The sequence below is a fragment of the Chryseobacterium sp. POE27 genome (genome assembly GCF_039727685.1).
Lineage (GTDB): Bacteria > Bacteroidota > Bacteroidia > Flavobacteriales > Weeksellaceae > Chryseobacterium.
This window is the reverse complement of the sequence record NZ_CP152475.1, coordinates 3,173,257-3,191,919: the sequence shown is the minus strand read 5'-3', so window position 1 is coordinate 3,191,919 and position 18,663 is coordinate 3,173,257. Positions and strand designations below refer to the sequence as shown.

At 34.7% G+C, this 18,663-nt stretch carries 24 protein-coding genes and 1 pseudogene; 2 read left to right on the top strand and 23 right to left on the bottom strand.

The genetic code is table 11. The annotated features are described in order from the left end of the window. Window positions 1–71 precede the first annotated feature (71 nt). Window positions 72–914, top strand: coding sequence for a tyrosine-type recombinase/integrase (locus AAHI02_RS15225; RefSeq protein ID WP_346983958.1), 843 nt, complete (start codon window positions 72–74; stop codon window positions 912–914). A gap of 92 nt (window positions 915–1,006) precedes the next feature. Here the strand turns inward: AAHI02_RS15225 and AAHI02_RS15220 are convergent, their stop codons facing one another. The 11 genes from AAHI02_RS15220 to AAHI02_RS15170 form a co-directional block, all read right to left on the bottom strand. Then, window positions 1,007–1,930 (bottom strand): arginine deiminase-related protein, encoded by a 924-nt coding sequence (locus tag AAHI02_RS15220; protein WP_346983957.1) that lies wholly within the window; start codon window positions 1,928–1,930, stop codon window positions 1,007–1,009. A gap of 131 nt (window positions 1,931–2,061) precedes the next feature. After that, on the bottom strand, window positions 2,062–2,454 hold the full coding sequence (locus AAHI02_RS15215) for a four helix bundle protein (protein WP_346983956.1): 393 nt from the start codon (window positions 2,452–2,454) through the stop codon (window positions 2,062–2,064). A gap of 100 nt (window positions 2,455–2,554) precedes the next feature. Continuing rightward, window positions 2,555–3,469, bottom strand: a complete 915-nt coding sequence (locus tag AAHI02_RS15210; RefSeq protein ID WP_346983955.1) for an arginine deiminase family protein — start codon at window positions 3,467–3,469, stop codon at window positions 2,555–2,557. A gap of 1,108 nt (window positions 3,470–4,577) precedes the next feature. Then, complete coding sequence (locus AAHI02_RS15205; RefSeq protein WP_042719957.1) at window positions 4,578–5,864, bottom strand: citrate synthase; 1,287 nt, start codon at window positions 5,862–5,864, stop codon at window positions 4,578–4,580. An 86-nt stretch (window positions 5,865–5,950) separates the two neighbouring features. After that, on the bottom strand, window positions 5,951–7,243 hold the full coding sequence (eno, locus tag AAHI02_RS15200) for a phosphopyruvate hydratase (protein ID WP_346983954.1): 1,293 nt from the start codon (window positions 7,241–7,243) through the stop codon (window positions 5,951–5,953). Window positions 7,244–7,361: 118 nt separating this feature from the next. Next, window positions 7,362–7,877: a hypothetical protein gene (locus AAHI02_RS15195; RefSeq protein WP_346983953.1), complete on the bottom strand. Its 516-nt coding sequence runs from the start codon at window positions 7,875–7,877 to the stop codon at window positions 7,362–7,364. Window positions 7,878–7,912: 35 nt separating this feature from the next. Continuing rightward, on the bottom strand, window positions 7,913–8,113 hold the full coding sequence (locus AAHI02_RS15190) for a hypothetical protein (protein ID WP_346983952.1): 201 nt from the start codon (window positions 8,111–8,113) through the stop codon (window positions 7,913–7,915). A gap of 71 nt (window positions 8,114–8,184) precedes the next feature. Continuing rightward, window positions 8,185–8,739: a hypothetical protein gene (locus tag AAHI02_RS15185; protein WP_346983951.1), complete on the bottom strand. Its 555-nt coding sequence runs from the start codon at window positions 8,737–8,739 to the stop codon at window positions 8,185–8,187. Between the two features lie 124 nt (window positions 8,740–8,863). Further along, complete coding sequence (locus AAHI02_RS15180) at window positions 8,864–9,664, bottom strand: histidine kinase (protein WP_346983950.1); 801 nt, start codon at window positions 9,662–9,664, stop codon at window positions 8,864–8,866. 622 nt (window positions 9,665–10,286) lie between these two features. After that, window positions 10,287–11,036: a hypothetical protein gene (locus AAHI02_RS15175; RefSeq protein ID WP_346983949.1), complete on the bottom strand. Its 750-nt coding sequence runs from the start codon at window positions 11,034–11,036 to the stop codon at window positions 10,287–10,289. Window positions 11,037–11,042: 6 nt separating this feature from the next. Next, the gene (locus tag AAHI02_RS15170; protein ID WP_346983948.1) at window positions 11,043–11,675 is read right to left on the bottom strand and encodes a response regulator transcription factor; all 633 of its coding nucleotides are present in this window, start codon (window positions 11,673–11,675) and stop codon (window positions 11,043–11,045) included. Window positions 11,676–11,972: 297 nt separating this feature from the next. Here AAHI02_RS15170 and AAHI02_RS15165 point away from each other — a divergent pair, with 297 nt between their 5' ends. Next, complete coding sequence (locus AAHI02_RS15165; RefSeq protein ID WP_346983947.1) at window positions 11,973–12,278, top strand: hypothetical protein; 306 nt, start codon at window positions 11,973–11,975, stop codon at window positions 12,276–12,278. A 55-nt stretch (window positions 12,279–12,333) separates the two neighbouring features. Here AAHI02_RS15165 and rplQ read toward each other — a convergent pair. From rplQ to rplR, 12 genes and pseudogenes are all read right to left on the bottom strand, one after another. Further along, window positions 12,334–12,859 (bottom strand): annotated as a pseudogene (gene rplQ, locus AAHI02_RS15160) (50S ribosomal protein L17). Between the two features lie 6 nt (window positions 12,860–12,865). Beyond that, window positions 12,866–13,861: a DNA-directed RNA polymerase subunit alpha gene (locus AAHI02_RS15155; RefSeq protein ID WP_346983946.1), complete on the bottom strand. Its 996-nt coding sequence runs from the start codon at window positions 13,859–13,861 to the stop codon at window positions 12,866–12,868. 33 nt (window positions 13,862–13,894) lie between these two features. After that, window positions 13,895–14,503, bottom strand: coding sequence for a 30S ribosomal protein S4 (rpsD, locus tag AAHI02_RS15150; RefSeq protein ID WP_169231317.1), 609 nt, complete (start codon window positions 14,501–14,503; stop codon window positions 13,895–13,897). Window positions 14,504–14,523: 20 nt separating this feature from the next. Next, complete coding sequence (gene rpsK, locus AAHI02_RS15145; RefSeq protein WP_002983263.1) at window positions 14,524–14,913, bottom strand: 30S ribosomal protein S11; 390 nt, start codon at window positions 14,911–14,913, stop codon at window positions 14,524–14,526. Window positions 14,914–14,925: 12 nt separating this feature from the next. Then, window positions 14,926–15,303 carry a 30S ribosomal protein S13 gene (rpsM, locus tag AAHI02_RS15140; RefSeq protein WP_027381318.1) on the bottom strand — a complete coding sequence of 126 codons (378 nt, stop codon included), beginning with the start codon at window positions 15,301–15,303 and terminating at the stop codon, window positions 14,926–14,928. A gap of 9 nt (window positions 15,304–15,312) precedes the next feature. Further along, on the bottom strand, window positions 15,313–15,429 hold the full coding sequence (rpmJ, locus tag AAHI02_RS15135) for a 50S ribosomal protein L36 (RefSeq protein ID WP_007839480.1): 117 nt from the start codon (window positions 15,427–15,429) through the stop codon (window positions 15,313–15,315). 63 nt (window positions 15,430–15,492) lie between these two features. Continuing rightward, entirely contained in the window at window positions 15,493–15,708 is a 216-nt protein-coding gene (infA, locus tag AAHI02_RS15130; RefSeq protein WP_029297754.1) for a translation initiation factor IF-1, read from the bottom strand. A 3-nt stretch (window positions 15,709–15,711) separates the two neighbouring features. Next, complete coding sequence (gene secY, locus AAHI02_RS15125) at window positions 15,712–17,091, bottom strand: preprotein translocase subunit SecY (RefSeq protein WP_346983945.1); 1,380 nt, start codon at window positions 17,089–17,091, stop codon at window positions 15,712–15,714. A gap of 9 nt (window positions 17,092–17,100) precedes the next feature. Further along, entirely contained in the window at window positions 17,101–17,550 is a 450-nt protein-coding gene (gene rplO / locus AAHI02_RS15120; RefSeq protein ID WP_042721506.1) for a 50S ribosomal protein L15, read from the bottom strand. Between the two features lie 19 nt (window positions 17,551–17,569). Further along, complete coding sequence (rpmD, locus tag AAHI02_RS15115; RefSeq protein WP_029297759.1) at window positions 17,570–17,746, bottom strand: 50S ribosomal protein L30; 177 nt, start codon at window positions 17,744–17,746, stop codon at window positions 17,570–17,572. A 10-nt stretch (window positions 17,747–17,756) separates the two neighbouring features. Then, the gene (gene rpsE / locus AAHI02_RS15110; RefSeq protein WP_034712988.1) at window positions 17,757–18,278 is read right to left on the bottom strand and encodes a 30S ribosomal protein S5; all 522 of its coding nucleotides are present in this window, start codon (window positions 18,276–18,278) and stop codon (window positions 17,757–17,759) included. A 19-nt stretch (window positions 18,279–18,297) separates the two neighbouring features. Beyond that, window positions 18,298–18,651 (bottom strand): 50S ribosomal protein L18, encoded by a 354-nt coding sequence (gene rplR, locus AAHI02_RS15105; RefSeq protein ID WP_346983944.1) that lies wholly within the window; start codon window positions 18,649–18,651, stop codon window positions 18,298–18,300. Between the last annotated feature and the right edge of the window lie 12 nt (window positions 18,652–18,663).

Below are 18,663 nucleotides of genomic sequence, written 5' to 3'. Positions count from 1 at the left end.
ATATATCAGAATATTATACCACATTTTTTTTGTATGGGCGAATAATTTTCATACATTTATAAAAAACTACCATGAAAATCAACTCACTATTAGATATCTATAGAGAGAAACTCCTCATTCAGAGATACAGCCTGTCTTCGGTTAAAAATTACTGCAGTGCTGTTCAGCATTTTCTTACGATTTCTTCCGCCAGGTATTCTGACCCGGAAGCCATATCGCCGGCCTATATTGAGAATTTTGTGTTATGGAAAAAAAATGTACACAAAGTTTCTGCATCTCATCAGACGATTATCCTTTCCAGCATTGTTAAATTTTATAAACTGCTGTATAATAAGAATCTTAATCTGAGACATCTTTTCCCAAAACGAAATGAATCTACGCTGCCGAAGTTTCTTACCAAAGAAGAGATAAAGAAGTTATTGGATTCCACGAAAAACCTAAAGCACAAAACCATTCTCACCACGATCTACGCCTGCGGCCTGAGACTCAGCGAAGCATTGGAACTGAAAATCTCAGACATCCAATTTGCTGATGCTCTAGTTCTGATAAGACATTCAAAAGGTAAGAAGGACAGGGTGGTCAGTCTGTCTCCGAAACTCATCGAGCTTCTGAGGTTATACCACAGAGAATACAGCCCCGGGGAATATCTTTTTGAAGGGCAATCCGGAGGGCCCTATTCCAAAAGAAGTGTACAGCAGATTCTCAAAAATGCATTGAGGGACGCGCATATTATTTCTGATGCCACCGTTCATACCCTCAGACATTCTTATGCCACCCATCTTCTGGAAAACGGAACAGATATCAGAATTGTAAAAGATTTACTGGGACACACGAATATCAAAACCACAGAAATATACACCCATGTTACGGATGTCAGTAAAATCAAAATCAAAAGTCCTTTAGAATCTTTATAATCCTGATTTAATTTATAATATTAAAAAATCTGACCCTGTTTCCAAAGTCAGATTAATTTATTCATTAAAGGTGATCACTATTTGATCGGATCTTATTTTTTCGGCAGGAAAACTTCTGCCAGCATACAGCGTGCGCTTCCTCCACCATTTACTTCAATAGTATTGAGATCTGAATAAATAATTTCACAGTATTTTTCTATTGCAGCAAGCTGGTCAGGATGTAAAGATTTATAGGCGGTTTCGCTCATTACTAGAAATTTCTCACCTTCTTTATTCTGAACCTGAAGCATATTTCCTGCAAACTGCTGCATCTGCTCTTCAGAAATTTCGATGATTTCTTTGCCCGAATTTTTAATGGTTTCGATTACCTTGTTTCTTTCCAGTTCATCATCGATACAATCAAGGCAGATCACGACAAACTTATCGGCGACACACATCATCACATTGGTGTGGTAGATCGGAAGCCTTTCTTCTCCTACTGTCTGGAACGAATGAAAAACCACCGGAGTAAATCCGTATTTCTCGCAAAATTCTCGGAACAGGTTTTCATCCAGTCTCAATGATACGGATCCGTAAGCAATTTTATTGTCGTGGTCGAAGATCATACTTCCGGTTCCTTCCAGAAAATGTCCCTGTGTTTCAGGGAAAGACCAGTCGTCGATTTCAGCAACTTCAAATCCCTGCTCTTTGATGGTTTCGATAATATCATCACGTCTTTCCACTCTTCTGTTGGACGCGAACATCGGATATAAAACTACTTTCCCATCTTTATGGAAACTTACCCAGTTGTTCGGGAAAATAGAATCCGGAGTATGTGGATCCAATGTATCTTTTATGGTGATTACATTAATTCCTTTGCTTCTCAGTTTTTCCACGAACATTTTAAATTCCGATAAAGCTTTAAACTGAATATCAAAACCTTTCTGCTCAGTCTGGAAGTAGTTGTTTTTTGCGGTTTCTTCGTTAAAGCCAAATGCAATCGGCTCTATCATTAATACGGTATCTGTTGTCTGCATAATTTTAGTTTGTGGTTGATGGGTTTGAGAGTCTGAGTGTTTTAGTGTTTTAGTGTTTTAGTGTTTTAGTGTTTTAGTGTTTTAGTGTTTTAGTGTTTTAGTGTTTTAGTGTTTTAGTGCAAATTTATTCACTATTCATTTGTTGAGGAAAATGTACACCAGCTTTTTGCTTGACTCATCATATTCACCAACATTCCTATTATCTGGTTGTATTGATTGTTTAAAATAATAAATTGATCTTCGTTAATATATTGACATGCGATCGCAAATTGTAACCATGTCTGAGTTTCTCTTGCTTCGCCCTCTGAATCTGTAAGCTTGGCAACGAAAGACTTTTCGTACTTTCTTTTTCCCCAGGCTTCACTTATATTAACAGAAACTGATCTTGATGAGCGTCTGATTTGGTCTGTGAGAGAATAGAGTTCTTCTTTTGGAAAGGATTTTGAAAGTTCATAAATCGCCATTGCAAATTCTACTGACTTTTGAAAAACCTTCAAATCCTGATGAAATTTTATAGTAGGCATAATCATTTGTATTTAATTTAAAAATATAAAACTTTTTAAACAAACACAACTCTGTTACCCTAAAACCCTCAGACTCTAAAACTCTACCACTCAAACATTATCACTCTCTCACAAGCGGCATTGTAGAACATCTCAGCAATCCTCCCATTTTAGAAATCTCGCGATACGGAATTTCTTCTACGGTCATTCCCCATTCGTTTCTAAGGTGGTTATTCATTCTGGTAAAAGTTTTATCAGAAACGACTACTTCAGGGGAGATCGAGAAAATATTCGGAAACATTTCAAACATTTCTTCTGATGTTACATGGAAGCAGTTTTCTTCGCCGAAAATATCAATGATGAGGCGGTAATCACTTTCATCCACAAAGCCATCCTTATAGATAATGCATTTATCTTTACCGATCGGGTTGAACGTGCAATCAAGGTGTAAAATACCCTCATAAGGAATTTTATCATTTTTCTTTAATTCAAGATCGATAATTCTTTTTTTAGGAAAGTATTCTTTAAGAATTTCAATCGCATATTCGTTGGTCCTGGCAGTTTTATAGCTTCTGTAATCTTCGCTGAAACAGGTTCCGATAAATAAGAAATCATCCCATACAATGACATCTCCTCCTTCAATATGGGCAGTTTCCGGGAGATTGATTATTTTCCGCCATTCTACTTTTTCAAAAATATTTCTGTACGCATCCTGTTCATCCGCTCTGTCGGCAATAACATTAGAGATAATCATTTTATCATCTATCACAAACGCAACATCTCTAGCGAAAACCTGATTGTAATCTTCGATAATGCTTGGCCTCAGCACTTCGACATCATATTTCTTGAGTACTGCTTCAAAAGCATCCATTTCACTGATGATATCTGATTCCTTCGGATATATATTGTTTTGGATGGAATAATATGACTTAGCATCGTAGCTTTCCTCAAGTGTAGGAATCCCTCCCATTGAATTAGGTTGTCCCAAAACCACTGATTTCAGCCTTCCTGTTTCGTTTTTAATATTTAGATTCATAAAGATTTATGCAATGCTACAAATATAAGTAAAGGTCTGTATCTGGGAAACTTTTGACGCGTTTTTAAAGGCAGGCCGCAATATTAATCTGAAAAATATTCTTATTGCAGTTTTTTACTCGAGTCAATCAATAGACTAAAATAATTGTTTGCTTAGTTAATGGATTTTCACAGATATTTTTTTAATCAATAATTTTTAATTTTTTTTAAATAGCATTCAATTTAATTTCCTATATTAGTGATATATTAATCAACCTAAATCATTAAAAATCAATCATCAAAATCATTACATTATGAAAACAAAAAATCCTGTGCTAAAAAAAGCACAAAAACTTGGGAGAGATCAGCAAAAATCTATTATTGGAGGAGCATCGGCGGCGAGACGCTGTTGCGAGTTTGACTTTGAAACCGGAGCATGTACTCTTTGGACGTGTGACAGATGTCAATGTCCATAAATAAAAATTAAAAGGCCGTTTCACGAATTGTGAGACGGTTTTTTATAAAATATTTCTTTGTGTTTAATCCTGTTTCATTTTTTCAGGACATTACAATTCCGTGAAATAAAAAAATCCCAAAGCAAGCTTTGGGATTTTTTATTTGATTTGAAAATAAAGTTCTTTAAAATATTGTGTTCTCCAAAAAGGAATGAAGAATTTCCAAAAAGTATTTTTATCTATAATACCTTTTTGATATAGTCTATAAAAATCTGTGATTTCACGATAAAAATAGTACAGAAGTACCAACAAAGCAAACATATTATAATACCCTTGTTTTGCGACTATAAGCATTATAACCAACGGAAATAATATACATAGATAATAAACTATTATATTCTTCATAAACTCTATTTATTCATGATGGCAAGAAAGTAAACAACCTCCTGCTATTATTATTGTTAATTCAGGGTAAAATATTAATCCAATTGTAAGCTTTCCAAAATGGAAAATTAAAAATAAGTTTAATTTTGACACTGGCTATTTTTCGTCAATTATCTTTGACAGCTCAAGAAATGTTAGAAAATATTTCTTTATAAAAGATAGATATAAATAATTTGATTAAATATAAAAACTCCCAAAAATTGGGAGTTTTTACTTGATATTAATCTTGTATTATCTGTTTACCATATCGATGTAATCTCTTTTCTGAGCACCCTGATATACCTGTCTTGGTCTTCCGATAGGATCGCCTTTCAGTCTCATTTCTTTCCACTGAGAAATCCATCCCGGAAGTCTTCCTAATGCAAACATTACGGTGAACATTTCCGTAGGAATTCCTAATGCTCTGTAAATAATTCCTGAGTAGAAATCCACATTCGGATATAGTTTTCTTTCTACGAAATATTCGTCTTCAAGAGCTACTTTTTCCAATTGCATTGCGATATCAAGCGCTTTATCATGAATACCCAGTGAATTAAGGATGTCATCTGCCGCTTTCTTAATGATTTTTGCTCTAGGATCAAAGTTTTTGTACACTCTATGTCCGAAGCCCATTAAGCGGAAGTTGTCATTTTTATCTTTAGCTTTAGCCACCCATTTATTCACATCTCCGCCATCTTTTTCAATAAGTTCAAGCATTTCGATTACTGCCTGGTTTGCACCACCGTGAAGTGGCCCCCAAAGTGCAGAAACCCCTGCTGAAATAGAAGCAAAAAGGCCTGTATGAGCAGAACCAACCATTCTTACGGTAGATGTAGAACAGTTTTGCTCATGATCTGCGTGAAGGATTAATAATTTATCTAAAGCCTGAACTACCACAGGATCAATTTCAAACTCCTGGTTTGGCATTCTGAATGTCATTTTGTAGAAGTTTTCTACATAATTCAGACTGTTATCTCCGTGGTTAAGCGGTAATCCCTGAGTTTTTCTATACGTCCATGCGCAAAGATGAGAGAATTTGGCAATCATTAATTCTGCAGCAAGATCCATTTCTTCTTTAGAATTTACATTAACGGCTTTTGGGTTAAAAGCCGTCAAAGCAGAAGTTAATGAAGATAAAACTCCCATGGGATGAGCAGAACGAGGAAAAGCATCGATGATCTTTTTCATCTCCTCTGCTACGAAATTATATTTTTTAATGTTTGATTCGAAAGAACTGTACTGATCCTGAGTAGGCAATTCACCGTTTAACAACAGATACATTACTTCTGTAAAGTTTGATTTATCAGCAATCTGCTCGATTGGATACCCTCTGTAGAATAATTCTCCTTTATCTCCGTCTAAGTAAGTGATGTCGCTAAGGGTAGCTCCGGTATTTTTGTAACCTAAATCAAGAGTAATAAGACCCGTCTGGTCTCTTAATTTTGAAATATCAATTCCTCTGTCTCCGATAGTACTATCCACAATTGGATATTCATACGAATTACCGTCGTAATTCAATATTACTTTGTTGTCTGACATTATTTATTTTTTTTCTAAATATACTATTTATTATAAAATACGGCAAACTAAAAATTTCGCTTGCCGTTATTTATAAATTCGATTAATTATCTTTTGATTTTAAAGGCATCTAAGCCTGGAAACACTGCTGTTTCACCCAACGCCTCTTCAATTCTCAACAACTGGTTGTATTTTGCCATTCTGTCTGATCTTGAAGCAGATCCTGTTTTGATCTGTCCGCAGTTCATTGCTACTGCTAAATCAGCGATTGTGGAATCTTCTGTTTCGCCAGATCTGTGAGACATTACTGAAGTGAATCTGTTGTTTTGCGCCATTTGTACAGCGGCCATTGTTTCAGAAAGAGAACCGATCTGGTTTACTTTTACAAGGATTGAGTTGGCAATTCCTTCTTTTACTCCTCTTGAAAGTCTTTCAACATTCGTTACGAATAAATCATCACCTACCAACTGTACTCTGTCACCTATTTTATCGGTTAACATTTTCCAACCTTCCCAGTCATTTTCCTGCATACCATCTTCGATAGAGATGATCGGATATTTTGCGGCTAATTCTGCCAAGTAAGAAACCTGCTCACTGCTTGTAAATTGAGCGGCATCCGGAGTCTGGAATTTTCTGTAATCGTAGATTCCGTCTTTATAGAATTCTGAAGCAGCACAGTCAAGCGCTAACATGATGTCGTCACCCGGCTTATAACCTGCCTTTTCAATTGCCTGTAGCAATGTGTCCAAAGCATCTTCAGTTCCTTTAAAAGTTGGCGCGAAACCACCTTCATCACCTACTGCAGTGGATAAGCCTCTTGAGTGAAGAATAGATTTAAGGTTATGGAAAATTTCAGTTCCTTTTCTTAATGCGTGAGAGAAAGAATCTGCTTTCACCGGCATAATCATAAATTCCTGAAACGCAATCGGCGCATCTGAGTGAGAACCCCCGTTAATCACGTTCATCATCGGAACAGGAAGTGTATTGGCATTAACACCACCAACATATTTGTATAAAGGCATTTTCAACTCTGCTGCCGCTGCTTTGGCTGCAGCTAAAGAAACACCAAGGATTGCATTGGCACCAAGATTTCCTTTATTGCTCGTTCCGTCAAGATCAATCATAATCTGATCGATAAGATTCTGATCGTAAACCGGAAGCCCTACCAATTCAGGTGCAATTACTTCTCTTACATTCTCAACAGCTTTAAGAACACCTTTCCCCATGTATTCTGAACCGCCATCACGCAATTCCACGGCTTCATGCTCTCCTGTAGACGCTCCTGAAGGTACTGCTGCACGACCCATCGCACCGCTTTCCGTGAATACATCTACTTCAACTGTAGGATTTCCTCTTGAATCTAAAATTTGTCTCGCTTCTATGTAAGAAATGTAACTCATTGTTCTTTTTTTATAGTTTAGACAAATTTAATCAATTTTTAACTTTTCAAAGCACAGAGGAACCAATTTATACGTTTATTCTGAGTTAAATTTTAGTTAATTTTAGGATTGTGATAATTTATTTTAAATTATATTTTTCTCTCTCGTCAGGGGTAAGAGCTCTTAAAGTCTTTGCTTCTTCAGCCTTAGCATCACTTGCGGCTGTTTCAGAAATTTTTTCCTGCAGTTTGACTATTAAATCTACAACCTTATCAAAGCTATTAAAATAACTATCATCTTTACATTGCTCAGGAAAATTAACACAGTGTTCTTCAAGTCTATACAATGCGTCTCTGAGCATATTTACCGGCGCTGTTCTTTCTCCTAATTTGGATAATGTTTCAGCTATTTTTGTTATTTGTTCAGCTGAAACACTGTCTCCTGATTTCAGTTTACCTGTAAGTTTACTGGTAATATCCGTTGTAGTCGCTATAGCGGCATCCGGCTGAACTTCTGATAAAATTTTATCAATTTTACCATTATTATCAAGACTTATAACAGCTCCTCTGCGAGTAGCATCATACGACATCTGATAATTTGACCCTTTATTTTCCAGTTCCTTCAACGTGGCTTTATGTCTTATGTTACATGACATTAATGACACAATTACGAATAGATAAAAAACTATTTTCATGGCATTACATTATAAATTGAATTTTCTTTTTCATTAAATCTTACATTTCCTTTTTCAAGCACTATTGCTAATGCTGAAAATTCCTGAAAGTCCAAATCATCTATAATCTCAGGATCTGTATCTTTAAGCTTTAATATAACCTTCCCTTTTTTTGAAGTTATATTCCATTCTAATAAATAGTCAACAATTATTTTCATGGTCCATTTTATTTTAAGTTAATTAGTATTTATTTTTAAATGTATTTGCTAGCAATCATATAAATGCGTTATTAAGAAACACTTTTTTTCTGTTTTTCATTTGTTTTAATAAGTAAATAGCCCGCACTACTTGTTCCCATTAAAGCCAAAGCATAATTATCAAAAACAGGAAACTCTGTAGTATTAGTAATGAATTGGCAGACAAATACTAAACCGAAAATAATATTAAACAATAAAGCCTGGTAACGATGCACACTTATTCCGCCGGCATCTGATAATATATCTTTTATAAAACTCTTACTCTCAGTATTTTTTTTGGAGGTTGGTATTTCATTATCAATATATGTTGCCACACTTGCAGTCCCCACACTGATTCCTAATAAAAGTAAAATTGAAGGTTCTTTTAGGTTCAAAAGCAAATCAAAGTTACCATTGTTTCCTATACCAGCGCACAAACATATTATTACAATCATTGTCCAGTAAAACAACTGGCTTCTGGAAAAGCTAAATGTTTTGTCTGACCCATTATCGACCTGTCTGTCTTTTAATAAATCCGTTTTAACAGCAAGCCACATTCCGAATATAAAAATGGCTACAGGAAGAACATATTCGAATAAAATTTTCATGGTTTTTAATTTTTAATTTATACTTCAAAGTTATTTAAAAAAAGTAACTTATGTCAATTACACTAAAAGGTGATTTATGAAAAAATGCAATTAAAATGATATTTTAATGATAAATTTTGCTTTCTCACAAATCCATCCTGAAAAACAGATGTGTTCCGTTTTCAGTAGTAATTTCACAATGTCCGTTCTGTTCCTGCATTCTTCGTTTCATATTGCGAAGGCCGTATCCTTCCGGATTTTCATTGTTAATTCCAATTCCGTTGTCGGAAATCTTCATGATGAATTTGTTATTCTTTTGAAGAAATGACAAGATAATCTGATTGGCCTGACTGTGCTTATAAATATTATTCAGAGCTTCTTTTAAACACAAGAATAAATTTCTTCTTTGTTCGGTTGAAATGGTTGTTTCTTCAGTTATATTTTCGCTTTCTGTAATGATTAGAATTGTTGTTTTCTTAAGAAAATTTTGTGCATACATTTTAGCATAATCGATAAAACTTCCCAGTGTATCATTCCCTGAATTCAGGCTCCAAAGCATTTCTCTCATGGAAATATTCATTTCTTCGGAGGTTTTCAGAAGTTCATCGATATCATTTTTTAGATCTTCATTTTCAGCGCGCTGTTTTAGAAACTCTGCCTGCAGCTTTAAAGCCGAAATACCCGCTCCGAGATCGTCGTGCATATCATGGGAAATTCGTTCCCTTTCTTTTTCTATTGATCTTTGTTTTTCGAGTTCTTTTTGAAGGAGTTGGTTTTGGTATTCGGATTCTTTGAGTTGTTTTTCTTTAATGTATAGAAGTTGCTTTCGGTTGTACATTAAAACAACGAAAATTATAAACATAACAAATAAAAGTACTATGGCTATTGCTATTATATAAGTACTTCTAATAATCTGAGGCAATTCTTCTTTTAAAATTATACTCATATTTATATAAAGAAATATAAAACATTAAATACAACAGGATATTTACCGCATCAAAATTACTTTTAATGAAATCTGAAAATTCCTTATCGTTATAATAAAAATAATACATAGGTAAACATCTAAAAATACCAAAACAGCTCCAAATTAATAACCCTGAACTAATCCAAAAGTTAGGATCATTAAAAATTTTAGTGTCATCTACTGTTAAAATCTTATTAGAATACCAAAGAATAGAATGACATATCAAGAACAACATCACTGCAATAGCTACTTTTTCATCGAAATCCAATCCCAAAAATTTTGTGAAAAATATTATAAATACTAAACAAAGTAAAAGTGATATTTTGGACAAAGTTTTGAGAACTTTTTTATATAAAATTTTAGAATAAAAAGAATAAAAAAAAATAGAAACAAAAATTAAATATAAATTGTATTGTAATCCTATCAATATATTTTTGTCAATTTTATCAATAATGAACGAATATACTTCAACTATTACTGTTACTAAAAGGTATATTAGCAAATTATTCTGAGCAGAAAGACCATACTTCCTGCCCAGAATAAAAGATTTGAAAAAAACAACAATTAATACTATGTTGTATATAAAATTTAATATCAATTTCTATGGTTTTAGGTTACCTAAATCGTAATATCCGTCATGAACCGGGATAAGTTTACTTTGTTCATCAACTTCAATATGATGAATTCTATCTGAATCTTTTATATAGACAGCCAGACTTAATCTGTTTTCTTTGGGTATTATTGTTTCAAATTCAAGATCATCTTCAAAATCTTTAAAGTTTTTTATAGCCTCCATTTTATATACTATGTATTCAGTAGCGTTACTATTATTAAGTGTTGTTGTTACCAGATTATTCACAGCACCTTTTCTGTAAATATCGACTATACTCGTAAAACTTGGAGTTGCCGCTACATCCCGAACAGAGCCATCACTCTGTAACCAATATGCTTTATCATTACCTAAGTTTAAATTCCCATCACTTTTATCAAATTCTTCTAAGTCTGAAAATCTAAATATGATATTAAGGCTACCATTATCATCTATGAAAAAAATATGCATGTAGGTTTTGTCAACATTATCATTTACTATCCTATTGATTTCATTCTTAGAAATAGTGAATTTATTCTCTACTTTATAGCCTTGTTTACTAAAAAAATGTTTGTCAAATCTTTTCTTACATTCTTTATACATTTCCAGCGTCAGCGGCTTATACATTAAATATTGCTCGAGCCAATCTTCATTTAAAAAATCTAAAGATTTATTGTTATCACAACTTGCATTTAAAATTTCAGTAATCAGCCACAATTTTAAATCCATACAAGATTGTTCATTTTTCTCAATGTTTTCCATAAGTTATTAGTTTTTAAAATGGTTAAGTTTATTAATAGCCTCCACTTTGTTATTGACGTGGAGTTTTCTGTAAATGTTTCCGACGTGTTTTTTCACGGTATCAATACTGATAAATTTCTTATCAGCGATTTCTTTGTAAAGCAACCCTTGAGAAAGAAGCTCCAGAATTTCCTTTTCTCTTTCTGTTAGCTCATCAAAACCTTTTATTTCGGGAAGTTTTCTCTCGAAGTGACTTAATACCTTTCTGGCAATTGAAAAGCTCATGGGCGCACCGCCATTGTAGACGTCACGAATAGAAGTAAGTATTTTATCCATACTTTCGCCCTTCACAAGATATCCCATTGCACCGGCTTTAAGAGAACTAAACACCTTGTCGTCGTCCTCAAAACTTGTACACATAATAAACTGGGTATTCGGAAGTTCTTTTTTTAGCTTTTCAATAATTTCAATGCCGAGCATATCCTGTAACTGAATATCCATCATCACGACATCCGGAGAAATGTCAGAAAGATTTTTCAGCGCTTCATTGCCATTGAAGAACTGGGCAACAACTTTCATATCATCCTGATAATTGATGACTTTCTTCAACGCATTGTTGTAGTTCTTTTCGTCTTCTACTATGGCTATGGAAATGCTCATGCTTTTGGTTTGTTTAAAGCAAATTTCACCAGAAAAAAGAGAAAAGTCAATTACTCTTTTGTGTAATTTTAAAAGTTTGAGTCTCCTTTTATTGGTTTAGTTTTTGTTTTTATTAAATTTAGTGAAAATTACTTTACTTTTTAAAATAATTAACAATCACTACATTAAAAAAAATTAACATCATGAAAAAGGGAATTTTCATCGCAGTTGCAATGATTTCATTATCGCTAATAAGCTGTAAAAAAAAGTGAAAGCGGAAATAAAAGTGTACTAAAATCAGACAGTTCAGGAGTAATATTGGCAGATAACGGTAAAGTAGATTCTACCGTTCAATATCAAACTGATGTCAACGGAAAAAAATATGTAAAAACAGATTACGTTTACAAAGCCACTGATGGAAGCCTGGTAAAAGTAGTTTTTAATTACGAAGAAAAAACAATGAGTGTCAGAAGTAATAATAAGACTTTTATTCTGAATAAAGTAGAATCTAAAGGAAACGAAACGACTTACGAAAAAATGGATATGAAAGCCACCGTAAAAGGAGATAGTTTGATTTTAGATCAGGAAAATAATATTATCCAACTCGTAAGGACGAAAATTTAACATAAAAAAACCGTTCAGCAATCTGAACGGTTTTTCTTTTTATATTCTGAGAATATTATTCTTCAGTTTTTTCCTCTGTAGAATCAGCAGCTTCAGCCGTTGGCTCAGCAGCTTTTTCTTCTACTACAGGAGCTTCAGCAACGACAGCTTCTTTTTTTAGCAGTTGTAGATCTTCTGCTTCTTCTTGTCGCTTTTTTCTCTTCAGCATTAGGATTATAAAGCTCGTTGAAGTCTACCAATTCGATAAGAGCAGTATCAGCAGCATCACCTGGTCTGAAACCTGTTTTGATGATTCTTGTATAACCACCGTTTCTCTCAGCGATTTTAGGAGCTACTGTTCTGAATAATTCAGTAACCGCTTCCTTGTTTTGAAGATATGAAAAAACAATTCTTCTGTTGTGTGTAGTATCTTCTTTTGCTTTAGTTAATAGAGGCTCAACATATACTCTTAAAGCTTTAGCTTTAGCAACAGTAGTGTTGATTCTTTTATGCTCAATTAGAGAACAAGCCATATTAGAAAGTAAAGCACTTCTGTGAGAAGCTGTTCTTCCTAAGTGATTGAATTTTTTACCGTGTCTCATTATTAATTATTTATCAGCGTCTAACTTATATTTTGCAACGTCGAAACCGAAGTTAAGACCTTTTGAATGCACTAATTCTTCTAGTTCTGTCAAAGATTTTTTACCAAAATTTCTGAATTTCATCAAATCAGACTTACTGTAAGAAACCAGTTCTCCAAGAGTTTCTACTTCAGCAGCTTTCAGACAGTTAAGGGCTCTTACGGAAAGATCCATATCTGCTAATTTAGACTTAAGTAGTTGTCTTGTATGAAGAGTTTCCTCGTCGTATTGGATAGATGCTTTTACAGCTTCTGTTTCAAGTGTGATTCTCTCATCAGAGAACAACATGAAGTGATAAATTAATATCTTAGAAGCTTCTGTTAAAGCATTTTGAGGACTGATGGAACCATCAGTTTCTATATCTAATACAAGTTTTTCGTAGTCTGTTTTTTGCTCTACACGATAATTTTCAATGCTGTACTGTACTTTCTTGATTGGCGTAAAAATAGAGTCGATGGCAATAGTACCAACAGGTGCATTGTTTGACTTATTTTGTTCAGAAGGAACATACCCTCTTCCTTTTTCTATGTTGAAAGTAATTTCGAAAGTTACATCACTGTTTAGGTTACAAATCACTAAATCCGGGTTTAATACCTCAAATCCGTTGATAGATTTACCTAAATCACCAGCAGTAATAACCGTTTGACCCGAAACCTTAGCAACAACCTGCTCATTAGACTGGTTTTCTGCTGTAGCTTTTAATCTTACCTGCTTAAGGTTAAGAATAATTTCGGTAACATCTTCGATTACTCCTGGAATAGTTGAAAATTCGTGCTCTACACCTTCTATTTTGATAGATGAAATAGCGTATCCTTCCAGAGAAGAAAGCAACACTCTTCTCAAAGCATTACCGATTGTAAGCCCGAAACCTGGTTCTAGTGGTCTGAATTCAAACTGACCTCTAAAATCATCAGAGTTAAGTAAAATTACTTTATCGGGTTTTATGAATTGTAAAATTGCCATATTATTGGGTTGAGCAAAAATTTGATTAAAAAATTATTTAGAGTAAAGTTCGACGATAAGCTGTTCCTTGATGTCTTCCGGAATTTGGATTCTCTCAGGAGCAGAAACGAAAGTACCTTCTTTCTTCTCATCGTTGAATTGTAACCACTCATAATTTGCTTTAGAAGCCAATGCGTTTGTAACAACTTCAAGAGATTTAGATTTTTCTCTTACAGCAATTACGTCACCTGCTTTTACCAAATATGAAGGAATGTTCAGAATCTCTCCATTCACAGTGATGTGTCTGTGAGAAACTAATTGTCTTGCAGCAGATCTTGTTTTAGCAAAACCTAATCTGTACACTACGTTATCCAATCTAGATTCGCAAAGTTGTAATAAAACTTCACCTGTTACACCTTTACTTCTGTGTGCTTTGTCGAATAAGTTAGCAAACTGTCTTTCTAAAATACCATAAGTATATTTAGCTTTTTGTTTTTCAGCCAACTGAACTGCATATTCAGATTTTTTAGCACCTCTTCTTTTGTTAGGACCGTGTTGTCCTGGCGGTTGGTTTTTTCTTTTTTCGAAGTTTTTGTCATCTCCGTAGATTGCAGCACCAAACTTTCTAGCAATCTTAGTTTTAGGTCCAATATATCTTGCCATAATGGGGTAAATTCTAAAAATTAAACTCTTCTTCTTTTTGGTGGTCTACATCCATTGTGTGGCATAGGAGTCACATCAATGATTTCGCTAACTTCAATTCCTGAATTGTGAATAGATCTGATAGCAGATTCTCTACCTGCACCTGGCCCTTTCACAAACACCTTTACTCTTCTTAATCCAGCTTCGTGAGCTACAGCAGAGCAATTTTCAGCTGCCATCTGAGCAGCAAATGGAGTATTCTTTTTAGAACCTCTGAAACCCATTTTACCGGCAGAAGCCCAAGAGATAACCTCTCCGTTTTTATTTGTTAAAGAAATGATGATGTTATTGAAAGAAGCCTGAATATGAGCTTCACCAATAGCTTCAACTTTTACTTTTCTTTTCTTAACTACTTTAGTTTGTTTTGCCATAATTCCTAACGATTATTTACTAGCTTTTTTCTTGTTAGCAACAGTTTTTCTCTTTCCTTTTCGGGTTCTAGAGTTGTTTTTCGTTCTCTGGCCTCTTAAAGGTAATCCAAGTCTGTGACGTATTCCTCGTTGGCATCCTATGTCCATCAATCTCTTGATGTTCAATTGCACTTCAGATCTAAGCTCTCCTTCTACTTTAATGTTTTCAGAGATATAGTTTCTGATTGCAGCCAATTCATCGTCATTCCATTCGTTGACTTTCTTGTCTTCGCTGATACCGGCAGCTTTAAGGATTTCTGAAGAAGTACTTCTTCCAATTCCGTAGATGTAAGTTAAACCGATAACACCTCTTTTGTTTTTTGGTAAATCAATACCTGAAATTCTCGCCATAATTTAATGTTAGCCTTGTCTTTGTTTAAATTTTGGGTTCTTCTTGTTGATTACGAATAGTACACCTTTTCTGCGTACGATTTTGCAATCAGCGCTTCTTTTTTTAATTGATGCTCTTACTTTCATTTTGATCGTATTTATTTTTTAACAACAGCCAAATGAAACGCGTGTTCCATTTGGCAGATTGTTTTAATATCTAAATGTAATTCTCCCCTTCGACAAATCGTAAGGAGACATTTCTAATTTTACCTTATCACCAGGTAATAACTTAATATAGTGCATACGCATTTTACCAGAGATATGAGCAATAAGAACATGCCCATTTTCCAGTTCAACACGGAACTGAGCGTTCGAAAGTGCTTCCGTGATAACGCCGTCCTGTTCAATATGTTTTTGTTTTGCCATAAATTAATATCCAGTCGTTCTTGATAATTTAGACTGCATTAAGCCATCATAATGATGGTTCAGCAGATAAGTATTAATCTGTTGAACAGTATCTAAAATTACTCCAACCATAATCAATAGTGATGTTCCCCCGAAAAATAAGGCGAACGCATCTGTCTGAACAAAGCTTCCGTGTACAATTGCCGGAAGGACTGCAAAGATAGATAAAAAAATTGCACCTGGCAAGGTAATTTTTGATAAAATATCATCTAAATAATCAGCCGTCTCTTTTCCTGGTCTTACTTTCGGTACCAAGCCTCCATTCCTCTTCAAATCATCAGCCATCTGGTTTACCGGAATCGTAATTGCAGTATAGAAAAACGAGAAGATAATAATCAATAATGCAAACAATACGTTGTACTGCCAGCTAAAAACATTCTTGAAACCTGCAAGAAAAGTATTAGATTCATCCACTTTAGTTAATAATCCCGGTACGAACATCAATGCCTGAGCAAAGATAATTGGCATTACACCGGCAGCATTTACTTTCAATGGGATCCACTGTCTCGCTCCCTGCATAAGATTTCTGTTTACACCTCCTCTTGCCTGAGCTCTGCTTACATACTGGATAGGAATTTTTCTGACAGCAACGGACAATACCACCGCTAAAAGAACCACTACCATCCAAAAAATTACTTCAATAAGGATCATGATTGATCCCATTCCTCCTTTTCCGTTCTGAACCGCCATTTCCTGTACGAATGCTTCAGGTAATCTTGAAAGAATCCCCACCATAATAAGGATAGAGATACCGTTTCCAATACCTTTGTCGGTGATTTTCTCACCCAACCACATTGCGAATACTGACCCGGCAACCAAAATAACAATACTTGGCAACCAGAACATGATAGAATTTGGCTCTACATAATATGCAGATGAGAACTGAGCATACGGTAAGAATAATTGAGTAATAGAAGTTAAATAAGAAGGTGCCTGTACTAAACAAACGCCAATTGTTAACCATCTAGTTATCTGATTCAATGTATTTCTACCTGACTCTCCATCTTTCTGAAGCTTCTGAAGATAAGGAATAGCCATCCCCATCAACTGAACAATAATAGAAGCAGAAATATAAGGCATGATACCTAACGCCATTACGGAAGCGTGGCTGAAAGCTCCTCCCGTAAACGACGAAAGCAAGCCAAGGAGACCTGCTCCTTGCTTGTTACCGCCTTGATTTTTATAATGCTCTAAGAGATCTCCCACTTCTGCAAGGTTAATTGCAGGCAAAGAGATATAAGATGCGAATCTATACACAAGGATAATTCCTAAAGTGAAGATAATTTTATCTCTAAGTTCTTTAAGACTCCAAATATTTTTGAGGGTTTGTATAAATTCTTTCATTAGTAATTATTATAAGGTAATTGCTTTTCCACCTGCTTTAGAGATCAACTCTTCAGCAGATTTAGTGAACTTGTCAGCAGAGATTGAAACCGCAGATTTCAATTCTCCTCTACCCATAATTTTCACTAATTCGTTTTTAGTAATTAAACCGTTTTCAATCATAACTTCTCTTGTAATATCTCCTGTGATAGATTTATTTTCAATTAAAGTCTGGATTGTATCAAGATTAATTCCTCTAAACTCTTTTCTGTTTACATTTTTGAATCCGAATTTAGGTAATCTTCTTTGTAAAGGCATCTGACCTCCTTCAAAACCGATTTTCTGAGAATATCCGGCTCTTGCTTTCTGTCCTTTGTGACCTTTTGTAGAAGTACCTCCTTTTCCAGTACCCTGACCTCTACCAATTCTTTTTGAATTGAAGGTTGATCCTGCAGCTGGCTTTATGTTGTTTAAATTCATTTTAAAATTATTTTAAAAATTATTTTTGAACTTCAAGTAAGTGACTAACTGCAGCTATCATTCCTAAGATAGAAGGAGTAGCTTCGTGTTCTACAACTTGGTGAAGTTTCTTTAATCCTAATGCTTCAAGCGTTCTCTTTTGGGTTTTTGTTCTTCCAATAGCGCTTCTTACTTGTTTTACTTTGATTGTTGCCATTGTTTATATATTAACCGTTAAACACTTTACTTAGAGAAACTCCTCTCATTCTAGCGATCTCTTCAGGTCTTCTGATATCCAATAACGCTTTGAAAGTAGCTTTCACCACGTTGTGAGGGTTAGAAGATCCTTTAGATTTTGAAAGGATATCGTGAATACCAGCAGACTCCAATACGGCTCTTACCGCACCACCGGCGATAAGTCCTGTACCGTGAGAAGCAGGTCTTAAGAAGATATCTGCACCTCCGTATCTAGCAGTCGTCTGGTGAGGAATCGTATGGTTCATTACAGGAACTTTCACAAGATTTTTCTTAGCATCTTCAACTGCTTTGGCAATTGCAGAAGCTACCTCTTTAGATTTTCCAAGTCCGTAACCGATAACACCTTCTTCGTTACCTACTACAACGATAGCAGAAAATCCGAAAGCTCTACCTCCTTTAGTTACTTTTGTTACTCTGTTAACAGCTACGAGACGATCTTTAAGTTCTAATCCTCCCGGTTTTACTCTTTCTATATTATCTAGTCCTAACATATTTTCCGAAATTTAATGATTAGAATTTAAGTCCACCTTCTCTCGCACCGTCAGCAAGAGCTTTTACTCTTCCGTGATATACGAATCCGTTTCTATCAAATACAATATTTTCGATTCCTGCAGCGATAGCCTTAGCAGCAATAGCTTTACCTACAGCAGCAGAAACTTCAGTCTTATTTCCGTTAGCCTCAACGCCTTTCTCTCTTGAAGAAGCAGAAGCTAAAGTTTTTCCACTGTTATCGTCGATTAACTGAGCGTAAATTTCCTTATTACTTTTGTATACAGATAATCTTGGCAATTCAGAAGATCCGGAGATTTTTCCTCTTACTCTTCTTTTGATTCTTATTCTTTTTTCTACTTTACTTAATGCCATAATACTTATAAT